Below are 22466 nucleotides of genomic sequence, written 5' to 3'. Positions count from 1 at the left end.
GAAATTTACAATAAGGTTAAAAAAACTATGCCAAGCGGAGAGCTAATTAATAATTAATAATTAACAATTAATAACGCAACATTCATTCGGAATTCGGCCTTTGTTACTAGTCAAACCGAAAAAAAAGATTTTTGGATTAGTGTGTAACACCTATTAATTTTTAATTATTAATTGTCTCTCTCACCCACACCGACACACTACCTCCATCACACACAAACTTCCCCCATCCGTCTCCGTTGAGTTTTACTTTTTCTTTTCTTCTTCCAAGCAGATCTACAAACGTTTCATTGGCGTGTGTGTTTCCCATTTGCATATCCTTAAATCCTTCAGTGCCGTTCGATAAAATAACTGCGCAACCAGATCCGGCGACTTCATTAATTCCTTCTCTTGTCCATCCGATGCAGTTGGCGTGATTGAAATAATCGCGCTGCATTCCAAATGCAAAATCCTTTCTTGCTCTTAAAAGCGCTGGTAAAATATCTACGGGTGAAATTTTAATATCGTAACCATTTCCATCATGCCCATTGTCAGTATACTCCGCTCCGTATAAAGCCGGGTGAAAAACACAAGGAGTGCCATCTACCCGCAATAAGATCATGCTCATGGCAAGCGGCTTGAACCAGTCTTCCACCGGCGATTCCAGCGATTGCAACGGCTGCGTGTCATGATTGTCAACTATTGTAACCGCATGGGTTGGAAGCTGCTGCACCAACGTGTTATTAAAAATATTACGCAGATCAAAATCTTTCCCCGCTTTTGATGCGGTGTAAAAATTGTGATGGAGCGGTGCATCAAACAATTGCATTCTGCCTTTGGTAACGTCGATATAACGAAGCAAAGCATTTACATCGTGAATGTTCCAGTATTCACCAATCATCGGCGTATACTCTTCTTTTAACGAACGGATGTAGTCTATCCATTCATTAAAAAAATAAGATGCAATGTGTTTAACTGCATCTAATCGGAAACCATCGACATGCGTTTGTTCTAAATACCATTTGCCCCAGTATTTCAATTCTTCACGAACAGCAGCGTTGCGAAACTCAATATCCGCATACATCAGGTAATCGTAATTGCCCAACTCACTTTCCATTACCTCTTCCCACCCTTCGCCATATTCGTTCTGAATGCTGTACACACCGTCTTCATTTATATCGTTTGCCCAGTCTACTCCGGAAAAACATTTGTGATCCCAAATAAATTCAGAATACTTTCCCTTCCGTCCGGGAAATGTAAATTTTGTCCACGCTTCAATGTCAAAATGATCGCTTATGAATTCATTTCTGTTGTCAGGGTTTACTTTCTTTACTGTAAATTTTTCCAATTCATCCGCTCCGGCTTTGTGATTAAAAACGGCGTCCGCAATCACACCCATGTTATTTTGGTGTGCCGCTTCAATTGCTTTTAGGTATTGCTCTTTGGTACCGTATTTTGTAGGAATGGTTCCTTTCTGATCAAACTCACCGAGATCAAAGAGATCATAGGCATCATAACCAATTGAATAACCACCATTGCATCCTTTGTACGCTGGGGGAAACCATACGTTTGTAAAACCATATTTTGCGAGATTGGGAGCTTCGGCAACGAAATCGTTCCAGAGTCTCCCATTGCCGGGATAATACCAATGAAAAAACTGTATGATCACCGGGTTCAGGCTGTTAGGCATATTTTTAATAATTGAATTATATTATTGAGTAACTGAATAATGATGGGGTCGGAACGGGTACAGACTTCCAATTCAGATGTAGGGCAATTGCTTATTTAACACCTTTCCACGGTTCTGGCCCTTTTTTCCGGAGGGTGGTATTCTGCCCTTCGGGAATACTGCCGATATATGGTTATGCATCTTTTGTGCCGCTAAACGCACAAGCGCCATAGAAATTGGTTCAATAAGATTTCACAATAAGTTACACTACTCAAAACTCATTACCCATTTTTGCGTTAGCTCGCTTCAGTCATTGGTTTTATCTCTTTTGTTTCAGTTTTAACAATGAAAACCGCAGTGTCATATGGCTTAATTCCCTCGCCTCTTGTTAATGCGTACACTTTTGTAAACTCCGCCCCGAAATACAGGATGATTGAAGAATAATATATCCACGTAAGAATAACAATGATCGATGCTGCAGTTCCGTACGTCAATCCAACTTTTGAGTGCGCCATATAAAGCCCGATAAGAAATTTACCCAGTATGAATAACACCGCCGTAAAACCCGAGCCAACCAGTGCATCGCGCCAGGCAATCCTCGCATCAGGTAAAACTTTGTAAATGATGGAAAATAACCCGGTTATTATTCCAAGGGTAAGAACAGTATTAATAAAGCCTGCGATGTAGTACGTATCATCTGAAAAGAACCTTGTGAGATAATCGCTGAAAGCATCTATCAATGTGTTAATGAGCAATGACACCAACAAGAGAAATCCAAGACCTACTACTAAAGAAAAAGATATCAATCTGTTAGTGAGATATCTCAGCCAGTTCTTCTTTGGTTTCGCCCTGATCGACCAGATATAATTGATTGAATCTTGTATCTCCGTAAAAACGCCCGTCGCACCGAGCACGAGTAAAATTCCGCCAATAACGACCCCCGTAGAAGTAAATTGAGAAGCCTCGATATTCTTGATGATTTCTTGTATCTGCAATGCTGCAGAAGACCCAACGAGTGTTTTCAATTGAGCGTAAATCTTTCCCTTCACCGCGTCTTCACCAAGAAATAATCCTGCTAGGGAAATCATGATCATCAACATGGGGCCAAGGGCAAACACTGTATAATAAGATAGAGAAGCGCTTAATTTGATGGCGTTATCCGCCCCAAAACTCTTACCCGCTGATTTTAAAATATTTATAAAGCTTTTGAATGACAGCACTTGTTTTTTTTAAAAGAGTTCATAATAATGTGCCTGTCTAAAAATGAGAAATAGAGGTAGCTTTTAAACTAAAAATTCAGCAACTTGAGGAATTTCTTCCACTCGATTCATGTGTTTTTACACTGGCGCAGGTTTTACAATACTCCTTGAAAGATTAATCACTAAAAAACATTGAATATTATGAGAAGCATACTTTATATCGTCGCAGTAGTTTTAATAGTAGGTTGGTTAGTTGGCGTATTCGCTTATAGCGCAACCGGGATGATTCACGTATTATTAGTACTGGCAGTTATCGCATTGTTGCTTGGTGTAATCAGGCGTGCTTAGAAAATATTCTTACTCATCATACATCACCAATCACTATTTTAGAAGCATTCGTTTAATAAGGAATGCTTCTTTTTTTGTTTGAAAAACCTTGTTCAACATACCACGCTAACGGGGCTTCGTGTAAGAAGTACGATGTGCACGCAAATGCTTCCGATAATAGCTACAAAAAAGGTCAGGCACTTTCGTACCTAACCCTCGTTCTGTTGAAATTTATTCCAAGCCTAAGCACTTACTGCTTTATTCGCATCTCTATAGTTCTTGATCAAATCATGAGATTTTTTCAAAGCTGTTTGTTGGTCCATAATTGTTTGCCTCAAAGCTGCAGGCAACTCAGCATCAGAAGACAACGCAGTTTTATATGCTTTTTGTGCAGCATCTTCGCCAAATTCGCATGCATTCAAAACAGATTGTCTGTCATTACCTGAGAAGCTTGCTTTAACATCATCCCAAGCACGATAAATCTTTCCACTCAAAGTTGTGCCGGTTGCTGGTTCGCCACCGAGTTTTACAACTTCGTCTTTAAGTTGATTACTATACTTAAGACTTTCGTTTGCCATGTTTCTAAAAATGGCCTTTAAGTCTACATCAATACCGGGTGTATTATCAATTGCATTTTGATATCCGGCAACGCGATCGTTGTTGATTTTGATAAGGTCATTTAAAACCTCTACAGTTTCATTTTGTGACATAGTATCTGATTTTTTATGCTTACTGTATCTAAATAATTGTACCAACATTTCATAAAGAACCACTAAAAATGTTGCTGGTCTTTGAGGAACAAATTCTACACCGATTTTTTTTATTTCCTTAATTTTCAACAAGGCATAACATTTAATTGTTATTGACTAAACAAATAACTGTGTTATGGACAAAAGCCTTGAAATAATCAAAGACAAAATAGAGAATATTGGCAGTGCCATTATGTACAGCATGCCTGATACATTATTAAAACTGCCTACACAAATTGTAAACACATTGTGCATTGACGAGCTGGGACATTTGTGGTTTCTTGTTCCTAGGCCCGTACAGCATGTGGCATTATTTGACAGAATTTTCCCCGTAAAACTTTCTTATTTTAAAAAAGGAGTAAATACATCATTATCCATTAACGGGTTGGGAGAAATGATTCTTGATCCGGAAATAATAAATACCGTAACCTGCGTAGACAATGAGTTACGTGAAAAGGCCTACGATCAATCCATGTTGGTAAGAGTAAAAATTGAAGGAATAGAAATATTTGAACCGACAGCGCGAAAAAACAATGTGTGGGCTGCGATATTGAATTTTTTCATGGAAACTTTGTTTCCGTTTCACAACCCGTCACGCGGGGTGCTCGAATATAAAATTGCGAGTTGATCCTTTTCTGCTTGCTTCGCCACATCCCTTTTTCAATATCCTACCTTATTCAATTTCCAGTAATTGTCTCGCATAATTTATTGAAGACCACCTTAATAAAGTGAGCATTCTGGTTATTCCAAAGTATTAATACGAGGCAGAATCCGCACGATGCCTCGCAAACAAAATAGTCCAACAAAATTAATTGAAAGTAAATGTCTCGAAAGGCTGTCGATTTACTTTCTGCATAAAATACAATGGTGATTTTCAGAAGTGGAAATTGCCATTTTTCATTTATCGATATCGATAGTTAAATCTGCTACTTAGAGACATTTGTTGTAGGATCAATAAAAGGCATTTTGAACTTCTTTTTATCTGTTCTATTAAGGCTGAATGATAAAAAACATGACATTAGCACTAAAAAGCAGATGACGTGGTAAAGTAATTGTAGTAACATCTTTCAAGTTGGTTGACGAGTTAAAATTAGGGGTAGGTTTTTCGCGTTCGCAGGAAAGGTGGATTTAAAAAAGAGAACCAGGTTGCTTCATTTTTTTAAACTGAAATTACCTGCTGTTCATCTCCTTTAAAGTTGCAAAAAAATAAGAATAATTTCATACGATGTTAGTAACTTTTCGAAATTCTTAACATTAGCCTAAACATCTGATAAACAACGGGTTCAGATATGCGCTTTAAAAAACTTGATTTGAATCATCACTAGCACACATAATAGCAACTTTTGTAAAAGGTAAATATTGAGTAAGAACCGGTCGAAAGTGGCTTTACTTCTGAAATAGAACTGAATACAATATATTTGCTCATTGACAAGTACCTACCAATAACGCTGACCGGACTAATTCATCCGGCTGGTATTTTATCACAAAAAATTTAATGGTTTCTTTAAGTAAGTAGGAAGTATTTGGCCATCAGGTAATAATGATATAGCAAGGCAAATATACCCAGCTTATTTGAGAAGTACATATTTTTTAAATAATCATTGGTTATAATGAAACACCACTTCGCGAGTAATCTGCGGTACTTAAGAAAACGCAAAGGCGTTACGCAAACTGAAATCGCCATCCTGGTTGAAAAAGCGCACACTACAATAGGGAATTGGGAAAAACGAATAGCTCAACCAAATATTGAAGAGTTAGTAATAATCAGCGACTTTTTTCAAATCAGCCTCGACCGCCTGATCGTCGATGATCTCGCTCTTACGAGTTATAATTTTGAACATAGCCAGGCTGTGAAAGAAGAACAGGAGGCTTATTTAGCAAACACGGGCAAACTGATTGATAGCCTTCAATTGAATGTGGACACCCTGAAGCAATTAATGGATGTAAAAGACAAACAAATCGCCGAATTAATGACGGAGAATATGTTTTTGAAGCAGGGATTGGAGGAGAAGTAAGAGACTGAATAACCGAATAACTGAGTAACTGACTAACTGAAGGTTGAATAATTGAATTATTTGATGAAAGATCAACTTTCGAATTCAGTTATTCAATTATTCAATTATTCAGTTATTCAATTATTTCTATTTCAATTCCTCTTTCAGGAACTTCCCGGTGTGGCTCTCTTTTACTTTTATAAGATCTTCAGGTAATCCTTCAAACAATATCTTACCACCGCCATCACCGCCTTCGGGACCAAGATCAATGATGTGATCTGCGACTTTTATAACATCGAGGTTGTGCTCAATTATAAGCACAGTATTGCCACGATCAACCAGCTTGTTCAGCACATCCAGGAGATGTTGAATATCCTGGAAGTGAAGCCCTGTTGTGGGCTCGTCGAGAATGTAGAAAGTTTTGCCAGTATCTTTTTTAGAAAGCTCTGTCGCGAGCTTTACACGTTGCGCTTCACCTCCACTAAGCGTTACGGCACTTTGTCCAAGTGTAACATAACCCAAACCTACTTCCTGCAACACTTTTATTTTGCGATAGAGATATGGCACATTCTGGAAAAACTCAACGGCTTCATCGACTGTCATATCAAGAACGTCGCTGATAGATTTTCCTTTATAACGTATTTCAAGTGTTTCCCTGTTGTACCGTTTTCCATTGCATTTTTCGCAATGCACATATACATCCGGAAGAAAGTTCATTTCGATTACACGCATGCCTCCGCCCTCGCACATATCGCAACGTCCGCCTTTCACGTTGAACGAAAACCTTCCCGCATTATAGCCGCGAATTTTCGCTTCGGGCACGGCAGAGAACAGCGTTCTTATCTCCGTAAAAAATCCACAATAAGTGGCTGGATTACTTCTTGGCGTTCTTCCAATTGGTGACTGATCAATTTCAATTACCTTATCAATGTTCTCCAATCCCTTTATGGAATCATATTCCAGCGGGTACATTTTAGAATCGTAGCAATATTTGGAAAGAATCGGATACAGCGTTTCGTTGATCAACGTCGATTTACCACCACCGCTTACACCCGTTACAACAATCAATTTTCCGAGAGGAAATGTTGCACTCACATTTTTCAGGTTATTTCCTTTCGCACCTTTCAACACCATTGACTTGCCGTTTCCTTTTCTCCTTTCTTTGGGAACAGCAATTCCTTTTTTGCCGTTCAGATATTGGGAGGTTTCGCTCTGGCTCTTTAACACTTCATCAGGAGTGCCTTGTGCCACTATGCTTCCGCCATGCTTGCCTGCTTTAGGCCCAATATCAACAAGATAGTCAGAGGCCATCATGATATCCTTATCATGCTCAACAACTAAAACGCTATTGCCAATGTCGCGAAGATTTTTCAATGCGTCAATCAGTCTGTGGTTATCACGCTGGTGCAAACCAATGCTTGGCTCATCAAGAATATATGTGATACCCTGCAGTTGAGATCCTATTTGCGTAGCGAGACGAATACGCTGCGATTCGCCCCCACTCAATGTTTTGGATGATCTGTTAATTGTGAGATAAGTAAGACCCACGTCCAGCAAAAACTGTAAACGCTCACGAATCTCTTTTAAAATATCCTTAGCAATAGTGTTTTGTTTTGAAGACAATCTTTTTTCAATGCCGGTAAACCAAACCATTAATTTGTCAAGATTCAGTTCGCTTATTTCGGCAATATTTTTTTCATCTACTTTAAACCAAAGACTTTCTTTGCGCAGTCTTGCACCTTTACAGGACGGACATGTTTTCAGATCCATGAATTTTTCTGCCCAATCGCGTATTGCGTCTGAGTTGCTTGCCGCAAACCATCTTTTCAATTGCGGTACAATGCCTTCAAACTCTTCGGTGTACACAGTTCCTTCCGAGGAAACATTTTCAAAATCCATTACCGCTTCATCTTCACCCTCCTCATTACCATACAGCAATAGATTCAGTGATCTTTGCGGAAGATCTTTTACTGGTTTCTTAAGGTCGATCTTATATCTTCTCGCCATCTGCTGCACCTGCTTAAATACAAATGCCTCACGTTCCTCTCCTAGCGGAGCAATGGCACCATCACTTATGCTGATGGTATTGTCGGGAATTATTTTGTCCATGCTCACTTGGTACACTGTTCCCAAGCCTTTACAAACGGGACACGCACCATATGGAGAGTTAAAGGAAAATGAATTGGGAGATGGCTCTTCGTAACTAATACCCGTGTCTTCACACATCAACTGCTTTGAGTAAGATGCTTCTTTGGATGCTGTGTTTTTTGCAGCTTCACTAAGATCAAGAAACATAAGCCCCTTACCGAGATTCAATGCCTGTTGCACACTCTGGCTTATGCGCACGCGAAACTCTTCTTCTACTTTCAATCTGTCGATCACCAATTCTATATCGTGAATCTTATAACGATCCACCTGCATCTTTGGAACAAGATCTTTTATCTCACCATCTACACGCACTTTCACAAAACCCTTTTTGCGAAGGTCCTCAAACAATTCCCTATAATGTCCCTTACGACCACGTACAACCGGGGCAAGGATACTCACCTTCTGATGAAGAAATTTCTTAAAAATATTTTCTACAATTTCTTCTTCACTAAACTTCGTCATTTTCTTTCCAGTGTTGTAGCTGTAGGCTTCACCTATTCTTGCATACAACAATCGCAGAAAGTCATATACCTCTGTAATAGTTCCAACAGTTGATCGTGGATTTTTATTCGTAGTTTTTTGTTCGATAGAAATTACCGGAGAAAGCCCTGTGATCTTATCCACTTCCGGTCTTTCCATATTACCAATAAACTGTCTTGCATATGCACTGAAACTTTCCATGTAGCGGCGCTGACCCTCGTTATAAATTGTATCAAAAGCGAGGGAAGATTTTCCGCTGCCACTAACCCCTGTGAATACAACCAGTTTATTTTTTGGAATGGAGATGTCAATGTTCTTCAGATTGTGCTCCTTCGCACCAAAAACTTCTATTGCACCGTCGTCACTTACAAACCCGTTATTGTTCTTTGCCATACCTTGTTTCCTTATAAGAATAGAAAAGTAAATTTAAGATAAAGTAGTGACATGATAAAACGCTTATCCGGCGTGAATTACACGAATTTCCTACCATCTTACAAGACTATTGGGGCAAAATCTCCTGATTCGTAAAACAGTGTCTTTCGCGTCTACTTAGCAAGCGCCTGCAAAACGCCGAAACCTTTGTATTCGTTAATGTTTTCATAACACAGGCTTCTCAGTTTAAAGGTGCATAACATACAGCAAATCAATGAAAGCCACAGTATCATTGAGTTTCGACAAAAAAGCATTTCCTAAAAAAACGGAGTTATCCACATTTTTATAGAATTGGCACAGTTTTTCTATACTACTAGTCAGAAAACAAATTGATAAAAACAAACCTTTAGTTATGAAAGCACCGAAATTACTTCTGGGAGGCCTGATATTACTGTCAACACAGGGTTTCAGCCAAACTGATACTACAAAAACACCAAAGGATACAACTACGAAAAAAGACATTTCTTTTGTATCTATTCTGGATACAGTTCCCGGAAAAAGAGACACAACCACTAAGAGAGACACATCTAAGTGGATTGCTTATAACGTACTAGATACAGTACCTAAGAAAGACACTTCTGATAAAAAGAAAGATCTCTCTTTTAATTATGTAGCAAAAGGACCTTTTGTAGTAGAAGATGCATACATTGTGTTAGACACTATACCAGGTGATACAGCTAAAAAAACTTCCGCATGGGGTTCTTTAGCTCCAATTCCACAAGCACAGCCATTGTCAGAATTTAAATCTTCTGCGCCGGCTCCGAATGCAGGTAAATATTATGTTGCAGTGCTTGGAACTTATCAACCGGAAAATACAACTACAACAGCGAACGAAACACAGCCATCTGCAACAACTACAACAACAGCTGGCAGCAATGTTACAATAACTGTTGATGAACAAAACCCTGGTAAGATCTGGGTGTCCGGTATAGGTGATGATAAATTTTACGCTTACCTGAAAAGTGATGCAAACATTTATAAAATTCCCGCCCAAAAAGTAAGCGATAAAAAATCAATTTCAGAAGGTATCGTATCTTATAATGAAACTTCAAAAGAAGTGCATATCCGTATCGGCAGCGGCTTTAATGATGCAGATCCTACTGCTTCTTTAAACGGTACACAAGCAACAGCCAGCGCTGAAATGCCTGCTGAGAAACCAATGAAAAAAGGTAAAACTTCTCATGCAGTTGCAAAGGCTCCTGTGAAAAAAGTGATCAGCTTTGATGGTATTAAAACCGATGCAGGTACTGCATCTCTATAATAAAATCCAATTACCATTAAGCCATCCAAAATTCTGATATTCGACCAATATAAAGTCCGGGCAAATTGCCCGGTTTTTTTTGTTTATAGGACTTTTACTCATCCATTGTTTACATGAATTATTTACATTTGCGGCCTCAAACAAAATCCAGCCTATGATCCAATATACAAGTCGCAATTCATTATACGCAACCCAACAACGGGTTAATTCATCTCTTTTACATCGGTATTCTTTTCCCAAATACTTATAGCTGAGGAACAATTTTTTTAACTATTTAGAAATAAAATTTTATTGTAATAAAACCCAAAGTGTATGAAAAAAGTAAAAAGTCTTCTATTTGGTAGCATGGCTCTTTTGATTTTGGCATCAGGATGTAGCACGGTTAACAAAATGAACAAAACAGAAAAAGGTGCAGTGATAGGAACTGCAGGTGGTGCCGCTGCAGGTGCAGTAATTGGCAAAATAGCTGGCAATGCGGGTCTCGGCGCTATCATCGGAGCCGTTGTAGGTGGCGCAGGTGGTGCGATCATTGGCCGCAACATGGATAAACAGGCTGAGCAAATTAAACAAACCATACCTGACGCAAAAGTAGAAAGAGTAGGCGAAGGTATTATGGTCGAGTTCAACAGTGCAGTACTGTTCAAGGTAAATAAATTTGATCTTTCTGATCAATCAAAAGAAAGCCTCAACAAATTGATCACTGTCCTTAATACATATCCAGATACAGATATCGAAGTACAAGGTCACACGGATAGTACGGGAACAAAAGCATACAACCAAACATTGTCCGTAAACCGTGCGATTGCAGTAGCAAACTATTTGCTTGATCATAATATCAACTCATCTCGCGTTACAACAAAAGGTTATGGCCCGGATGTTCCAAAATATCCTAATGCCACACCGGAAGGGCGTACACAAAACCGTCGCGTGGAATTTATAATTTCTGCTAACGAAAAAATGCAGCAGGAAGCCAAAAAACAAGCAGGTCAACAATAGAGCCGCAAAGTACAAGCACGCAGATTATCACGACTATTATGATTAATGATGATTTAATATTTAGAATTTGAATTAGGCATTGCATTAAATCTCAAATGAAAAATCATCATTAATCATAATGATCTTGAAAATCTGCGTTCTTTCTCATTAATCTGCGCTCTTTGTTTATTTAAACAGCCCTTCTAATCCCGGCAATACTTCCTCATCCCAGGAGTGCTTAACCTGCGAATAGCGATTGTAGTTTGCCCCGAAATTATTTATCGTTGCTACCAGCTTTGTACTGTGATCTTCTTCTTCCAGCTTATAAGAAACATGCACATAATTACGAAGTTCATCTTCACTTTCATAGTAGGGGTCGAACAAGGAATATTTCAATTCCTTACAGGGAACAAATTTGATCACCAATCCCTTTTGAAATGCTTCGTAACCTGCATATTTTCCTACCCAAAGCACCATACTTCCCTCCTGCCAATCAGTGATCACCTCGCAATTGAACATGTACTGCCTTGTAAAATCCGGATCTATCAATGCCTGCCAAACATGGTCTTTCGTTGCGGGCAATGACAAAGAACGCTCTATGCTTAATGCGGTTTCCATAAATGGCGTTTGAATTATTTAATGCCGACCAGCACTTCGGTTAAATTGTTTTCCTGTTCTTCAAAATCAACATTCACATACATTTCCCTGCACTCAAGATCGTTTGCCATTTGCATGCCCTGCGAAAACAACCACGGAATTATTTTACCGTAGGTAAGATGCAATTGATCCCAACCACCTTCATGAGTGGCAGCAACGCATTTGAAAGGTGATAAGTGTTTGAATTGATAAGCGCTTGATTGATTAACGTCGCCTTTGATAGGAAGTGCAACCTCAAGAGTAAATTCCGTATCCGGTTTGCCATCGGCGCCAAAATAAAACCAGTATTGAGGCCCGGAAATAAAAAGTTGCAGGCGATTTGCTTCATTTTGCAGCTCTTGCGGAACCTTGCCGATAATATCTTCTAATCCGGCAAAAGTTGTTCTCGTAGTGTAATAAAGAACGGTCATCGGTGGCATTGTTTTGACTTGCATGGTGTGTTAATTTTACACAAAACAACAATGCGGTAGTGACAGCCTTATGTCAGGAAGTTTTTTTGAAAAGAGAAAAAACCTTCGCTTTTGAAGTTTACCACTAAGGTACTAAGGACACAAGATTCACTAAGAGCTTTATAAAATTCAGGCAATTCTTAGTGGTAATTTTTTGATGGTCGACAGTGTTGACTCACACATGATGCCTGTATAACTTCTCGCACATCTCTTTAACCTGGGCTTTAAAGTCAGCTGGAGATTCAATGGTGAGCCCATCAGTGAACATCAGAATCCAGCGGGCAAACATATCGGGATAAGAAGTTAGGAACGTTAGCCTTACGTCGTCTTCACATATTTCTTCAGACACAAATCCGTAATAATATTTTTGCCCGCCGATGTACCTGGCAACATCTTTTCTTATCCTGATGATGATCTCAGAAAGCTGCTTTTCTCTCGCCGTCATCTTGCTGAGATATTCGCTTATGGATGGATGTGAGGAATTATCAAAAACTGTGTCTGTTACGTAAAGCTTTACAATACGGCTCATTTTAAAATCCCTGTAATCTTTTCGCAGCCTGCACCAGGCAATGCAATGCCATGCGTTTCCATAGTAGCACAAGCCGATTGGTTCTACATCACGAGCTTCAACAGTGGTGTCATACGCCTTGCAATATTCCATGTGCACCACTCTTTTTGTGACCATCGCTCTTTGTAGCTCGCTTAAATATTGAGCATTTGCATCTTTGCTCGTATTGTAAGATGACGGGATAACGATGACATTTTCTTCGAGCGTTTCGATTTGCTCTTTGTCTGTGTAACGCAGTACAGATTTGATTTTAAACAATGCGTTTTCAAAATGCTTTTTCACAGCGGGATCAGTAGAAATCTCCGCTAGTTTTCCCGCAAGTAACAGCGAACTGGCTTCTTCATTAGTAAACATTACGGGCGGTAAACGGTAACCTTCCATTACGGAATAACCGATGCCCGATTCACCGATGATCGGCACACCACTCTCCTGCAGGGCTTTTACATCACGATATACGCTTCGCAAACTAATCTCGAAACGCTCAGCAATTTCCTGTGCCGTTACACGTCGCTTGCTTTGCAGATGAATCAAAATGGCACTTAGCCTGTCTATCCGGTTCAATTGTTGTTGTTTGTTGGAGTGACAAAAATACAAGTTGTCGGTTGTTAGTTGATGGTTGTTAGTGTTGCCGCACAAAAAATTTCAAACTTTTTTGTCAACATCTAAATACTTGATAACCAATTAACCCAAAAGCAAAATCATTTTAAATTTTCAACTTTCAATTTTCAATTCCCCAAATTCCATTTGGAAATTTGAAATATGTAACCTTATCTTTGCGCCAGTTCTTTATAGATCACTTATCAAGAAAGGCTGAGGGACATGGCCCTTTGAAGCCTTGGCAACCTGCAATTCGATTCAACTCGAAGAAGTAAGGTGCCAATTCCACCCCGATGGATTTTATTCGGGACAGATAAGTCAGATAATGCTTTACAATTTCTACTTACAATATTTAAAGCGCTTCTGATTTATCGGGAGCGCTTTTTTGTTTTATACACTTGTTGCCAACCTGGTGAAGTATCAAACAAAACAGCATTTCCGGTAATCCTTCTTGCATAAGTTTTCAGACAAAACAATGTTTAATCAATTATCAATCGTTTCGCACAGCGAAGCACAAAAACTGTTTAACAATGCAAGCAACAACAAAACTCATTCACAGCATTCCGGTAGATGAATTAACAGGCGCAATCGCAGTTCCTATTTATCAAACATCCACTTTCGAGCAGGAAGCACCAGGCGTTAACAAAGGATTTGATTACTCCCGCAGCAACAATCCTACACGCAAAACACTGGAAAACTTAGTCGCAGAACTTGAGCACGGTGAGTTTGGTCTTGCCTTCGCCAGTGGCCTTGCAGCTATCGACGCAGTAGTAAAGCTCCTTGAAAGCGGTGATGAAATTGTAGCTGTGGATGACATCTACGGCGGTGCTTTTCGTCTGTTTGAAAAAGTGTATAAGAAGTTTGGCATCAGCGTTACTTATGTTGATACCACAAAAGTGGAGGAAGTTTTCAACGCCATTACTCCAAAAACAAAATTGATCTGGCTTGAAACGCCTACTAATCCTACGCTTAAGATCTCTGATATTACAGCAATAGCAAAGCTTGCTAAGCAACAAAACATCCTGCTTTGCGTAGACAATACGTTTGCAACACCTGTATTGCAGAACCCGCTTGACCTTGGTGCGGATATCGTAGTACACAGTGCTACAAAATATCTGGGTGGTCACAGCGATGTAATAGCCGGTGTTGTAGTAACAAAAACAAAAGAACTGGGTGAACAAATAAAATTCTATCAAAACGCCTGCGGTAATATTCTTGGACCGTTTGATAGCTTCCTTTTGATCAGAGGTATTGAAACTTTGCATTTGCGTGTAAAAGAACATAGCCGCAATGCCTTGGCTGTAGCCACTTTCCTTGAATCGCATCCAGCAGTGGATAAAGTTTTTTATCCTGGATTAAAGAGCCATCCGCAACATGAATTGGCAGCAACACAGCAGAAGGCATTTGGTGGCGTGGTATCATTTACTTTGAAAAATGACACTGAAGAAGCAGCCGCAGCTTTTGTAACTTCTACCAGTTTGTTCAAATTGGCAGAAAGCCTTGGCGGTGTAAAAAGCCTGCTTTGCCACCCTGCACAAATGACCCACAAATCCATCCCTGCAGATAAACGCAGAGCAAACGGTGTGAATGACAGCCTGATAAGATTGAGCGTTGGTTTGGAAGACGCGAATGATTTGATCAATGATTTGAAACAAACATTTGATTCTATTGAAAACAAAAATGTAATCGGTTCGCAAGTATTACAAGCTTGTTAAAAACAATCAAACCCCTTCAAATACAACTTAGATGAGCGCTATAAAAACGTATAAAGATATTGACAGGAATTTACTCGTTGCTATTCCAAACCCTACAAACCAGGCGTATGAAATAAAAACAAAAATTCCCGAGTTCACTTTTCTCGGAGTAAAGGAGCAGCCTGACTTTGCAGTGATCTATCTTACCTTTTATCCGGGCAAAAGCATTATCGAACTCAAGTCCCTGAAGCACTATGTTTTCCAGCTAAGGAACATCGTAGTGAGTTATGAAAGACTGATCAATATTATTTACGAGGATCTTATGGCCGTTTATCAACCTTCAAGGCTAAGGATTGTTATGATTTGTAATCCGCGTGGTGGCATCAGCTCAAAACTGACCATTGATTCCGACTGGAAAATTCGCGGAGGCACAGAAACATTTAACGACTGGAAAATTATAGAAGATGAATGGGAAGTAACGATGTGACAACAAATTCAACAGTAAAAATTCAAAAGTAAAAAATGAGAGAGCGCTTTTGACTTTTGAATTTCTACTTTTTACTTTTAAATTAAAAACAGACTAAGCATAAACAATGGAAACACATAAGCAATTAACGATCGGTCTTTTTGGTTTTGGTGTAGTAGGTGAAGGTTTATATAAGGTTTTACAACAAACTCCGTCTTTAAAAGCCAGTATCAAAAAAGTGTGTATTAAAGATGCGCACAAAAAAAGAAATGCTCCGGCAAGTTTATTTACAACAGACAAGGACGTATTACTGAACGATCCCGAGATCAATGTGATTGTAGAGGTAATCAACGAAGCGGATGCCGCATTTGAAATTGTAAGCACCGCTTTGACCAACGGAAAATCTGTGGTAAGTGCCAGCAAAAAAATGATCGCTGAACACTTGCCGGCTATTTTAAAATTACAACAGACTACAGGACAGTCGTTTCTTTGCGAAGCTGCGGCATGTGCATCGATCCCTGTTATCCGTAACCTGGAAGAATACTATGACAACGACTTGCTGCATTCCATAAAAGCAATCGTAAACGGTTCTACAAACTTTATCCTTACGAAAATGTTTGAGGATAAACTCGATTTCCAGCAAGCACTTATCCTTGCACAGCAACTTGGCTTCGCCGAGTCTGATCCAACTCTTGATGTAGAAGGACATGATGCAGTAAGCAAATGGGCATTCCTGCTCACGCATGCTTACGGTATCCTGATTCACCCCGACGCCATCGTGTTCAATGGCATTCAAAATATTGATGCAACGGACGCAAATGCTGCAAAAGAAAAAAATCTCCAGATAAAACTGGTAGCGCAAGCAAAGAAGTTGAAGAACGGAAAAGTAGCGGCGTTTGTATTGCCACAATTTGTTTCGGCTGACGACCATTTATCATTTGTAAAAAATGAATACAATGGAGTGGTAATCGAAAGTGGTTTTGCCGACAAGCAATTCTTTTACGGAAAAGGTGCCGGAAGCTTCCCTACTGCTTCTGCGGTGCTGAGTGATATCTCATCGCTTCGTTACGATTACAAATACGAGTATAAGAAATTGTATCATCACACGCCGCATGAGCTAAGCGATGATTTTTACATAAGAGTGTACATAAGCTTTACAGATCTGAAAAACATTCCTAAAGAGAAATTCAATTGGATCGAAGAATGGCACTCCTCTGAAAGCAGAAGCTACCTTGTAGGCGTACTCCCTTTTGCGGAGCTTAAAAACGGCAAATGGTGGAAAGAAAACGGCACATCACTTATCGTTGCGCCGGATTCAATTATTGAAGACGTTGAAATAAGAAACATCAAGAAAAAAAGCCTGGAACTCGCAGGCATATTCTAATCAGCTCTCTCATTTTTCATTGTTATAGTTTTTGTCTGGGCCGCACGAGAGTGCGGCTTTTTTTGTGATTAAGTCCCTTCAAGATCGAATAATTGAATGGTTGGGATTAGTTGCTAAAAGAAAAAAATACTCGTTTCGTTTATTTCGTTTATGTACATTTGAGTACCAAATACTTTTTATGCAAACAGTAACCTTCAAACCAACAAAACATGAACAAAAAATAGCAATGGAAGCAATGAACGAAATTCAAAAACTACAGCGACAGTCTAAAAAAAAGAAAGCTGCCACGACAATTGTGACCGTTGGCAAAAACGGAACGGCAATGAGTGTGCCAACTCAGGCATTAAGCCATCTTTATAGCATAGTTGGCAAGATGGCGGAAGGAAAATCCATTACTATTCTCTCATCTGATGAATTAATCTCAACCCAGCAAGCAGCTGACATACTGAATTTTTCCCGACCCTACGTTGTAAAGCTACTGGAAGAAGGAAAAATTCCTTACCAAAAAGTAGGTTCCCATAGGCGTATAAAACTTGCGGATGTGATTGCTTATGAGAAAGAATTTAGAAAACAAAGAAAACGAGCTCTTGATTGGATGACCAGACAGGCGCAGGAACTTAATCTGTGGCATTCATGAATAATCTGAAGACAATTGTGTTGCTTGACGCCAATGCAATCTATTCTGCTCCTTTAAGAGACTTTTTACTTCGATTAGCTGATGCCGATTTGTACGAACCAAAATGGACGAACAAAATTCTCAGCGAATGGATAGAGAATCTGGCGAAAAACAGACCAGATCTAACAATTACAAAGTTGGACAGAACAAAAACTCTAATGGACGACTATTTTCCAGATGCGAAAGTTACCGAATACGAAAAACTGATTGCATTGTTGTCGCTACCCGATAGTAATGACAGACATGTTCTTGCTGCCGCCATCAAAGGTGGCGCGTCTTTGATCTTAACCAATAATCTTAAAGACTTTCCTAAGTCTAAACTGAAGGAGCAAAATATCGAAGCCATTTCTCCAGATGACTTTGTCTTAAGGCTTGTAAGTGAGAACAAAAAAGTAGTCTTGCAAACCTTGGACAAATTGGTTGATTCCTTGAAAAAACCACCTCAAACCAAAAAGCAGGTGTTAAACACTTTAGAAAAATGCGGCTTAGAAAAGTCAGTTTACCTTCTAAGATAACCATACAAATACTTACCTATTTTTCATCCTGCTATCCATTCACTACATCAACAATTTCCTCAATCCCTATGGAAAAGCAATAAAACGCCATCTATTGGGTTATAGTAAAATACTGTCCTACCCCGAAGAAAAACCTCTTCTTTTTTGTTCAAAGCCCTGTAAAACGACCTAAAACCCTGACAATCCCTTCTGATTCGTTAAATGTGATCGGGATTTTCATTTTTTAACTAACTTAAGGTGGATTAGAGGCACAAAACCCTTTTATATGAAAATTAAACCTGGCTTACCGTTTGCACTTATTTGCGCTATTTTTTTCGTAAACCCTTCGTATGCCCAGAAGAAAAAGACAATAACCACAACAAAAACAGCGGTTACATCTGCACCTTCCCGGCCTCAAAAAAAATATTCTAGCCTGCTTTGGGAAATCACGGGTAAAGACATGAAAAAACCTTCTTACCTGTTTGGAACAATGCATGTGAGCAATAAATTAGTTTTCAATCTCAGTGATTCATTTTACAACGCCATAAAAAATGTTGAGGTCGTTGCCCTCGAACAAAATCCCGAAGTGTGGCAACAGGAATGGGCCGACGGCAAAAGCATGAATCCTTATGGCAACAATTATTACAACTCATTTTCAGAAGCAAACGACAGACTTACACAGCAAACTTTTGCAATAGGCAATTACGAATCCAAAATAAAACTGGCTTTATCGTCAGAGGCACGCATGGTCAACGGCATGTTATATCGCAACAATGTGGGCATGGAGGATTTTGAGGAGGAAACCTACCTGGACATGTACATCTACCGCATGGGTCGCAAGCTTAACAAAATTGTGACGGGCGTAGAGGATTATAAAGAATCTAACCGCATTGTAAAAGAAGCTTACGCGGCAATGTACAAAGACAAGAACCGCAAGCAACGCTATGACTATGATAGCTATGGCGGTAGAAAGAGAATGGAAGATGCCTACAGGCGTGGCGATCTGGATGTGCTGGATTCACTGGAAGTCGCAAGTGTTACCTCTGATGCCTTTCAGGAAAAATTTCTGTACAAAAGGAATGAAATACAGGCCAACTCCATTGATACAATCATTCAAAAACACTCTTTGTTTGTTGGCGTTGGCGCAGCTCACCTTCCGGGCGAACGAGGCGTGATTGAAATGCTCCGCAAAAAAGGATATAAACTTCGTCCTGTTTATACTGGTCAACGCGACGGCGAGGAAAAAGAAAAGATTGAAAAAATTAGAGTACCGCTGACCTTCAACACGCAATACTCAGAAGATAGTGTTTTCAAAGTAGATATTCCCGGACCCAAACTCTACAGGTACAATACACTTGGACATATGAATATGCTGCAATATGCAGACATGAGCAACGGCAGCTACTACATGGCAACACGTGTTAAAACCAACGCTTCTTTACTTGGGAATTCTATCGAAACTGTTACCAGAAAAACCGATAGTCTTTTGTATGAAAATATTCCGGGCAAAATACTATCCAAGAAAGCGATCACGCGAAACGGCTACAATGGATTTGATATTGTAAACAAAACCAGGAAAGGCGATGTGCAGCGTTACAACATTTTCATTTTTCCGGATGAGGTTTTGATTTTCAAAATCAGCGGAATTGCTGATTACATTACTGAAGGCAAAGAAGCTGACCAATTTTTTTCATCAATAAATTTCCCTGCAAAAAATACGCAGGCCACTTTGTATCAACCGCCGTACGGTGGTTTTAAAGTTAGTTTTCCTTCCGAGCCGTTTTACATTGCAAATGAAAGAAACGACCGTGACAGAAGCGAATGGTTAAGTAAAGATGCAAACAACAGCGCCTATTTCATTTTCAAAACCACTGTTCAGCAGTATGAGTACATTGAAAAAGACAGTTTCGAACTTCGCTTAATGGAGGAAAGTTTTACCAGCTCCAAAATATTGAAACAAACTGCTGGTGGCAAGCTGGGCAACGTGAACAGATATCCCGTTATTAATGCTAAGTACCAACATGCTGACGGTTCTACGGTAAAAGTTCGTTACCTTATCCAAGGTAATAACTATTACGTGATCGGTGCGAAATACAAACAAAACGAAGCCAAGGCCGACAACTTTATCAACTCATTTGAGATAACTCCTTTTGTGTACAAAGAGAGCAAACTACGCACCGACACTGCGGTTGGCTATACTGTAAACAGTCCCCTTTTCTATAAAACAGAAATTGATAGTTCCGACAATCCATCTCTTGACATATATGCCAATACTGATGACGATAATAAATCTGCGTTGCAGGATGCGTTGAGCAGCTTCTTCATCAAAAATATTGGCAATGACACCACCGGCGAGCATATAAGCGTCACTTCGATTCGTTTTCCGCAATACGTTTATATAAAAGATTCTGCGGCTTTTTTTTCTGACAAGAAATTAATGATGCGCAGTGATTTTAAATACCAGGTTCGTAAAAAACAAGCATATACCGCACCGGGCAACTGGCAATGCAGCTATGTGGAATATGGCGATTCAGGAAGCAGCAGGATACTGATCATGAAGTCGCTGTACCACAATGGCACTACGTTCAACCTCATGTCGCAGGGCGATACCATTTCTGCCAAAAGCGATTTTATCAAAAATGTATTTGAAACGTTTACACCTTCCGACAGCATCAAAAGCTTCAACCCGTTTGTTAAAAAATCGAATAAACTTTTTGAAGATTATTTTAGCAAAGACAGCGCCGTTTCAGCAAAAGCTTTGAGAGCAGTGAGTCCGTCTTTATTTGACTCAACAGATCTTCCTAATGTTATAAAGGCGATTGAGCGCCTTTCATGGAAAGACAAAAATTACCTTGTCGTTAAAAGAAAATGGATAAGCATTGCCGGCAATTTCAGAGACACCGCTACCGTGAACTACTTGTCGAAGTTGTACAAACAGGTAACAGACACTTCTGATTTGCAGAATGAAGTATTGGATGCATTGCTCGACATCAAGACGACTTATTCTTTCAATGCGTTTAAAACCCTTGTAATCGTTGAACCGCCCGCATTGACCAGCACTTCTAATGCCAACAATAATACTTACAATATCCAGGCGCTTGTTGATAATGTAGTTGTATCACGATCATCTGGCAAAAGACTCAAGGCGTATAGTTATTACAGCAATTACAGTTCAAAATGGCAGCCGCTGTTTGATTCGTTGCAATTGTCTGCGCCGCTGCTTCCGGAACTCATGGACCTAATGGTTTTGGAAGATTACAAACCAACCATTACGTCCTTACTGGAAAACGCTATTGACAGCGGTTATGTTAAGCCCGACCAATACAAACAGTATTATAACAAGTTCTTGCTGGAGGCAAAACAGGCGATCAAAAAACAAGCAGCTTATGACAGGAAAAAGGAAATGAGCAAGCTGAATGATAAGGATAAAGACAGCGACAACGACAATTATGATTACAATGACTATAGTTCAAACGACATAAGCAGTTACTCCACTTTATTGATTCCATTTTGGGATCATTCGTCAGAAGTGCCGGCACTGTTTAATAAACTACTGGCGCTGAAAGATAAAAGGACACTGTTTAATACTGCTGTTGTTATGATACGAAATAGCAAACCCGTTCCCGATAGCATCATTACAAAACTCGCTGGGGACGACAAATACAGAGCAGACCTTTACAGCGCCCTGGTTGATTGTAAAAAAGAAAACCTGTTTCCGGAAAAATATAAGACGCAGGACCTGATGGCGAAAAGTATTCTCATTTCTTCCGGTTACACTTCCGGAAATCTTGATTCGCTGATTTTGATTAATAAGCTACAGGTAAACCAACCAAAGTACAAAGGCTGGGTTTATTTCTATGGTTACAAGAAAAATAAAGATGACGATGAATACAAGATCGCCATGTGTGGTTTGCAGCCGCTCGATCTTTCCAAAGTAAACAGCAGCGATGATGGCGATAACGACGACGATGATGACGACAATGAAGATGACGGCAACACGAGGGGTTTTACAAAACTTACACAGGAAACTTACAGGCCTGGTAAAAAAGATGTAGCACCAACCTTGCAAAAATTATTAAAAGAAACTTTGTACGACCTGAGACCAAGCTCATCAAGATTCTTCGGAAACTCATCAGGCGATGATGATGACGATAGCTATATAAACGATGCAGCGAAGTCTTCGAGGTATGAATAACTGATTAACTGAATAACTGAGTGGTTCATATTGAAAACTCCTCGCATCATCAGCAACACTCAGTTATTCAGTCATT

18 protein-coding genes and 1 riboswitch are annotated in these 22466 nt (G+C 39.5%); of the genes, 11 read left to right on the top strand and 7 right to left on the bottom strand.

Going from position 1 to position 22466, the window contains the following annotated elements; all coding sequences use genetic code 11:
• Positions 1–160 precede the first annotated feature (160 nt).
• Positions 161–1666 (bottom strand): alpha-amylase, encoded by a 1506-nt coding sequence (amyA, locus tag QJ048_RS22750; RefSeq protein WP_282336763.1) that lies wholly within the window; start codon positions 1664–1666, stop codon positions 161–163.
• A gap of 275 nt (positions 1667–1941) precedes the next feature.
• The gene (locus QJ048_RS22745; RefSeq protein WP_282336762.1) at positions 1942–2865 is read right to left on the bottom strand and encodes a YihY/virulence factor BrkB family protein; all 924 of its coding nucleotides are present in this window, start codon (positions 2863–2865) and stop codon (positions 1942–1944) included.
• Positions 2866–3045: 180 nt separating this feature from the next.
• On the opposite strand from QJ048_RS22745, the gene QJ048_RS22740 reads away from it, so the two are divergent.
• Positions 3046–3192, top strand: coding sequence for a lmo0937 family membrane protein (locus tag QJ048_RS22740; RefSeq protein ID WP_282336761.1), 147 nt, complete (start codon positions 3046–3048; stop codon positions 3190–3192).
• Positions 3193–3413: 221 nt separating this feature from the next.
• Here the strand turns inward: QJ048_RS22740 and QJ048_RS22735 are convergent, their stop codons facing one another.
• Complete coding sequence (locus QJ048_RS22735) at positions 3414–4013, bottom strand: ferritin-like domain-containing protein (RefSeq protein WP_282336760.1); 600 nt, start codon at positions 4011–4013, stop codon at positions 3414–3416.
• Between the two features lie 43 nt (positions 4014–4056).
• On the opposite strand from QJ048_RS22735, the gene QJ048_RS22730 reads away from it, so the two are divergent.
• Complete coding sequence (locus QJ048_RS22730) at positions 4057–4548, top strand: hypothetical protein (protein ID WP_282336758.1); 492 nt, start codon at positions 4057–4059, stop codon at positions 4546–4548.
• A gap of 982 nt (positions 4549–5530) precedes the next feature.
• Positions 5531–5935 carry a helix-turn-helix transcriptional regulator gene (locus tag QJ048_RS22725; RefSeq protein WP_282336757.1) on the top strand — a complete coding sequence of 135 codons (405 nt, stop codon included), beginning with the start codon at positions 5531–5533 and terminating at the stop codon, positions 5933–5935.
• A 126-nt stretch (positions 5936–6061) separates the two neighbouring features.
• Here QJ048_RS22725 and uvrA read toward each other — a convergent pair whose 3' ends face one another.
• Positions 6062–8935 (bottom strand): excinuclease ABC subunit UvrA, encoded by a 2874-nt coding sequence (uvrA, locus tag QJ048_RS22720; RefSeq protein WP_282336756.1) that lies wholly within the window; start codon positions 8933–8935, stop codon positions 6062–6064.
• A gap of 391 nt (positions 8936–9326) precedes the next feature.
• Between uvrA and QJ048_RS22715 the strand changes: the two genes are divergently transcribed.
• A complete protein-coding gene (locus QJ048_RS22715) occupies positions 9327–10235 on the top strand; it encodes a hypothetical protein (RefSeq protein WP_282336755.1) in 909 nt (302 codons plus the stop codon).
• A gap of 312 nt (positions 10236–10547) precedes the next feature.
• Positions 10548–11231 carry a YiaD family glycine zipper/OmpA-like lipoprotein gene (locus QJ048_RS22710; protein ID WP_282336754.1) on the top strand — a complete coding sequence of 228 codons (684 nt, stop codon included), beginning with the start codon at positions 10548–10550 and terminating at the stop codon, positions 11229–11231.
• A 165-nt stretch (positions 11232–11396) separates the two neighbouring features.
• On the opposite strand, the gene QJ048_RS22705 is transcribed toward QJ048_RS22710, so the two are convergent.
• The 3 genes from QJ048_RS22705 to QJ048_RS22695 all read right to left on the bottom strand — a co-directional run bounded on the left by QJ048_RS22705 (position 11397) and on the right by QJ048_RS22695 (position 13445).
• Complete coding sequence (locus QJ048_RS22705) at positions 11397–11828, bottom strand: SRPBCC domain-containing protein (protein WP_282336753.1); 432 nt, start codon at positions 11826–11828, stop codon at positions 11397–11399.
• Positions 11829–11842: 14 nt separating this feature from the next.
• Complete coding sequence (locus tag QJ048_RS22700) at positions 11843–12301, bottom strand: GyrI-like domain-containing protein (protein ID WP_282336752.1); 459 nt, start codon at positions 12299–12301, stop codon at positions 11843–11845.
• A gap of 190 nt (positions 12302–12491) precedes the next feature.
• Positions 12492–13445, bottom strand: a complete 954-nt coding sequence (locus QJ048_RS22695) for a helix-turn-helix transcriptional regulator (protein WP_282336751.1) — start codon at positions 13443–13445, stop codon at positions 12492–12494.
• A 233-nt stretch (positions 13446–13678) separates the two neighbouring features.
• Positions 13679–13801: riboswitch (SAM riboswitch) on the top strand.
• Between the two features lie 210 nt (positions 13802–14011).
• On the opposite strand from QJ048_RS22695, the gene QJ048_RS22690 reads away from it, so the two are divergent.
• The 6 genes from QJ048_RS22690 to QJ048_RS22665 all read left to right on the top strand — a co-directional run bounded on the left by QJ048_RS22690 (position 14012) and on the right by QJ048_RS22665 (position 22390).
• Positions 14012–15196 (top strand): trans-sulfuration enzyme family protein, encoded by a 1185-nt coding sequence (locus tag QJ048_RS22690; RefSeq protein ID WP_282336750.1) that lies wholly within the window; start codon positions 14012–14014, stop codon positions 15194–15196.
• A 31-nt stretch (positions 15197–15227) separates the two neighbouring features.
• Positions 15228–15662 (top strand): preQ(1) synthase, encoded by a 435-nt coding sequence (queF, locus tag QJ048_RS22685; RefSeq protein WP_282336749.1) that lies wholly within the window; start codon positions 15228–15230, stop codon positions 15660–15662.
• A 106-nt stretch (positions 15663–15768) separates the two neighbouring features.
• Entirely contained in the window at positions 15769–17025 is a 1257-nt protein-coding gene (locus tag QJ048_RS22680) for a homoserine dehydrogenase (protein WP_282336748.1), read from the top strand.
• Between the two features lie 178 nt (positions 17026–17203).
• On the top strand, positions 17204–17662 hold the full coding sequence (locus tag QJ048_RS22675) for a helix-turn-helix domain-containing protein (RefSeq protein WP_282336747.1): 459 nt from the start codon (positions 17204–17206) through the stop codon (positions 17660–17662).
• A complete protein-coding gene (locus QJ048_RS22670; protein ID WP_282336746.1) occupies positions 17659–18216 on the top strand; it encodes a PIN domain-containing protein in 558 nt (185 codons plus the stop codon). Before QJ048_RS22675 ends, QJ048_RS22670 begins: the two co-directional genes overlap by 4 nt.
• A 265-nt stretch (positions 18217–18481) precedes the next feature.
• On the top strand, positions 18482–22390 hold the full coding sequence (locus QJ048_RS22665) for a TraB/GumN family protein (RefSeq protein WP_282336745.1): 3909 nt from the start codon (positions 18482–18484) through the stop codon (positions 22388–22390).
• Positions 22391–22466 lie beyond the last annotated feature (76 nt).

Source organism: Pinibacter soli (genome assembly GCF_029961145.1).
GTDB lineage: Bacteria > Bacteroidota > Bacteroidia > Chitinophagales > Chitinophagaceae > Pinibacter > Pinibacter soli.
The sequence above is the reverse complement of the archived record's forward strand: the minus strand, read 5'-3'. Positions and strand labels throughout refer to the sequence as shown.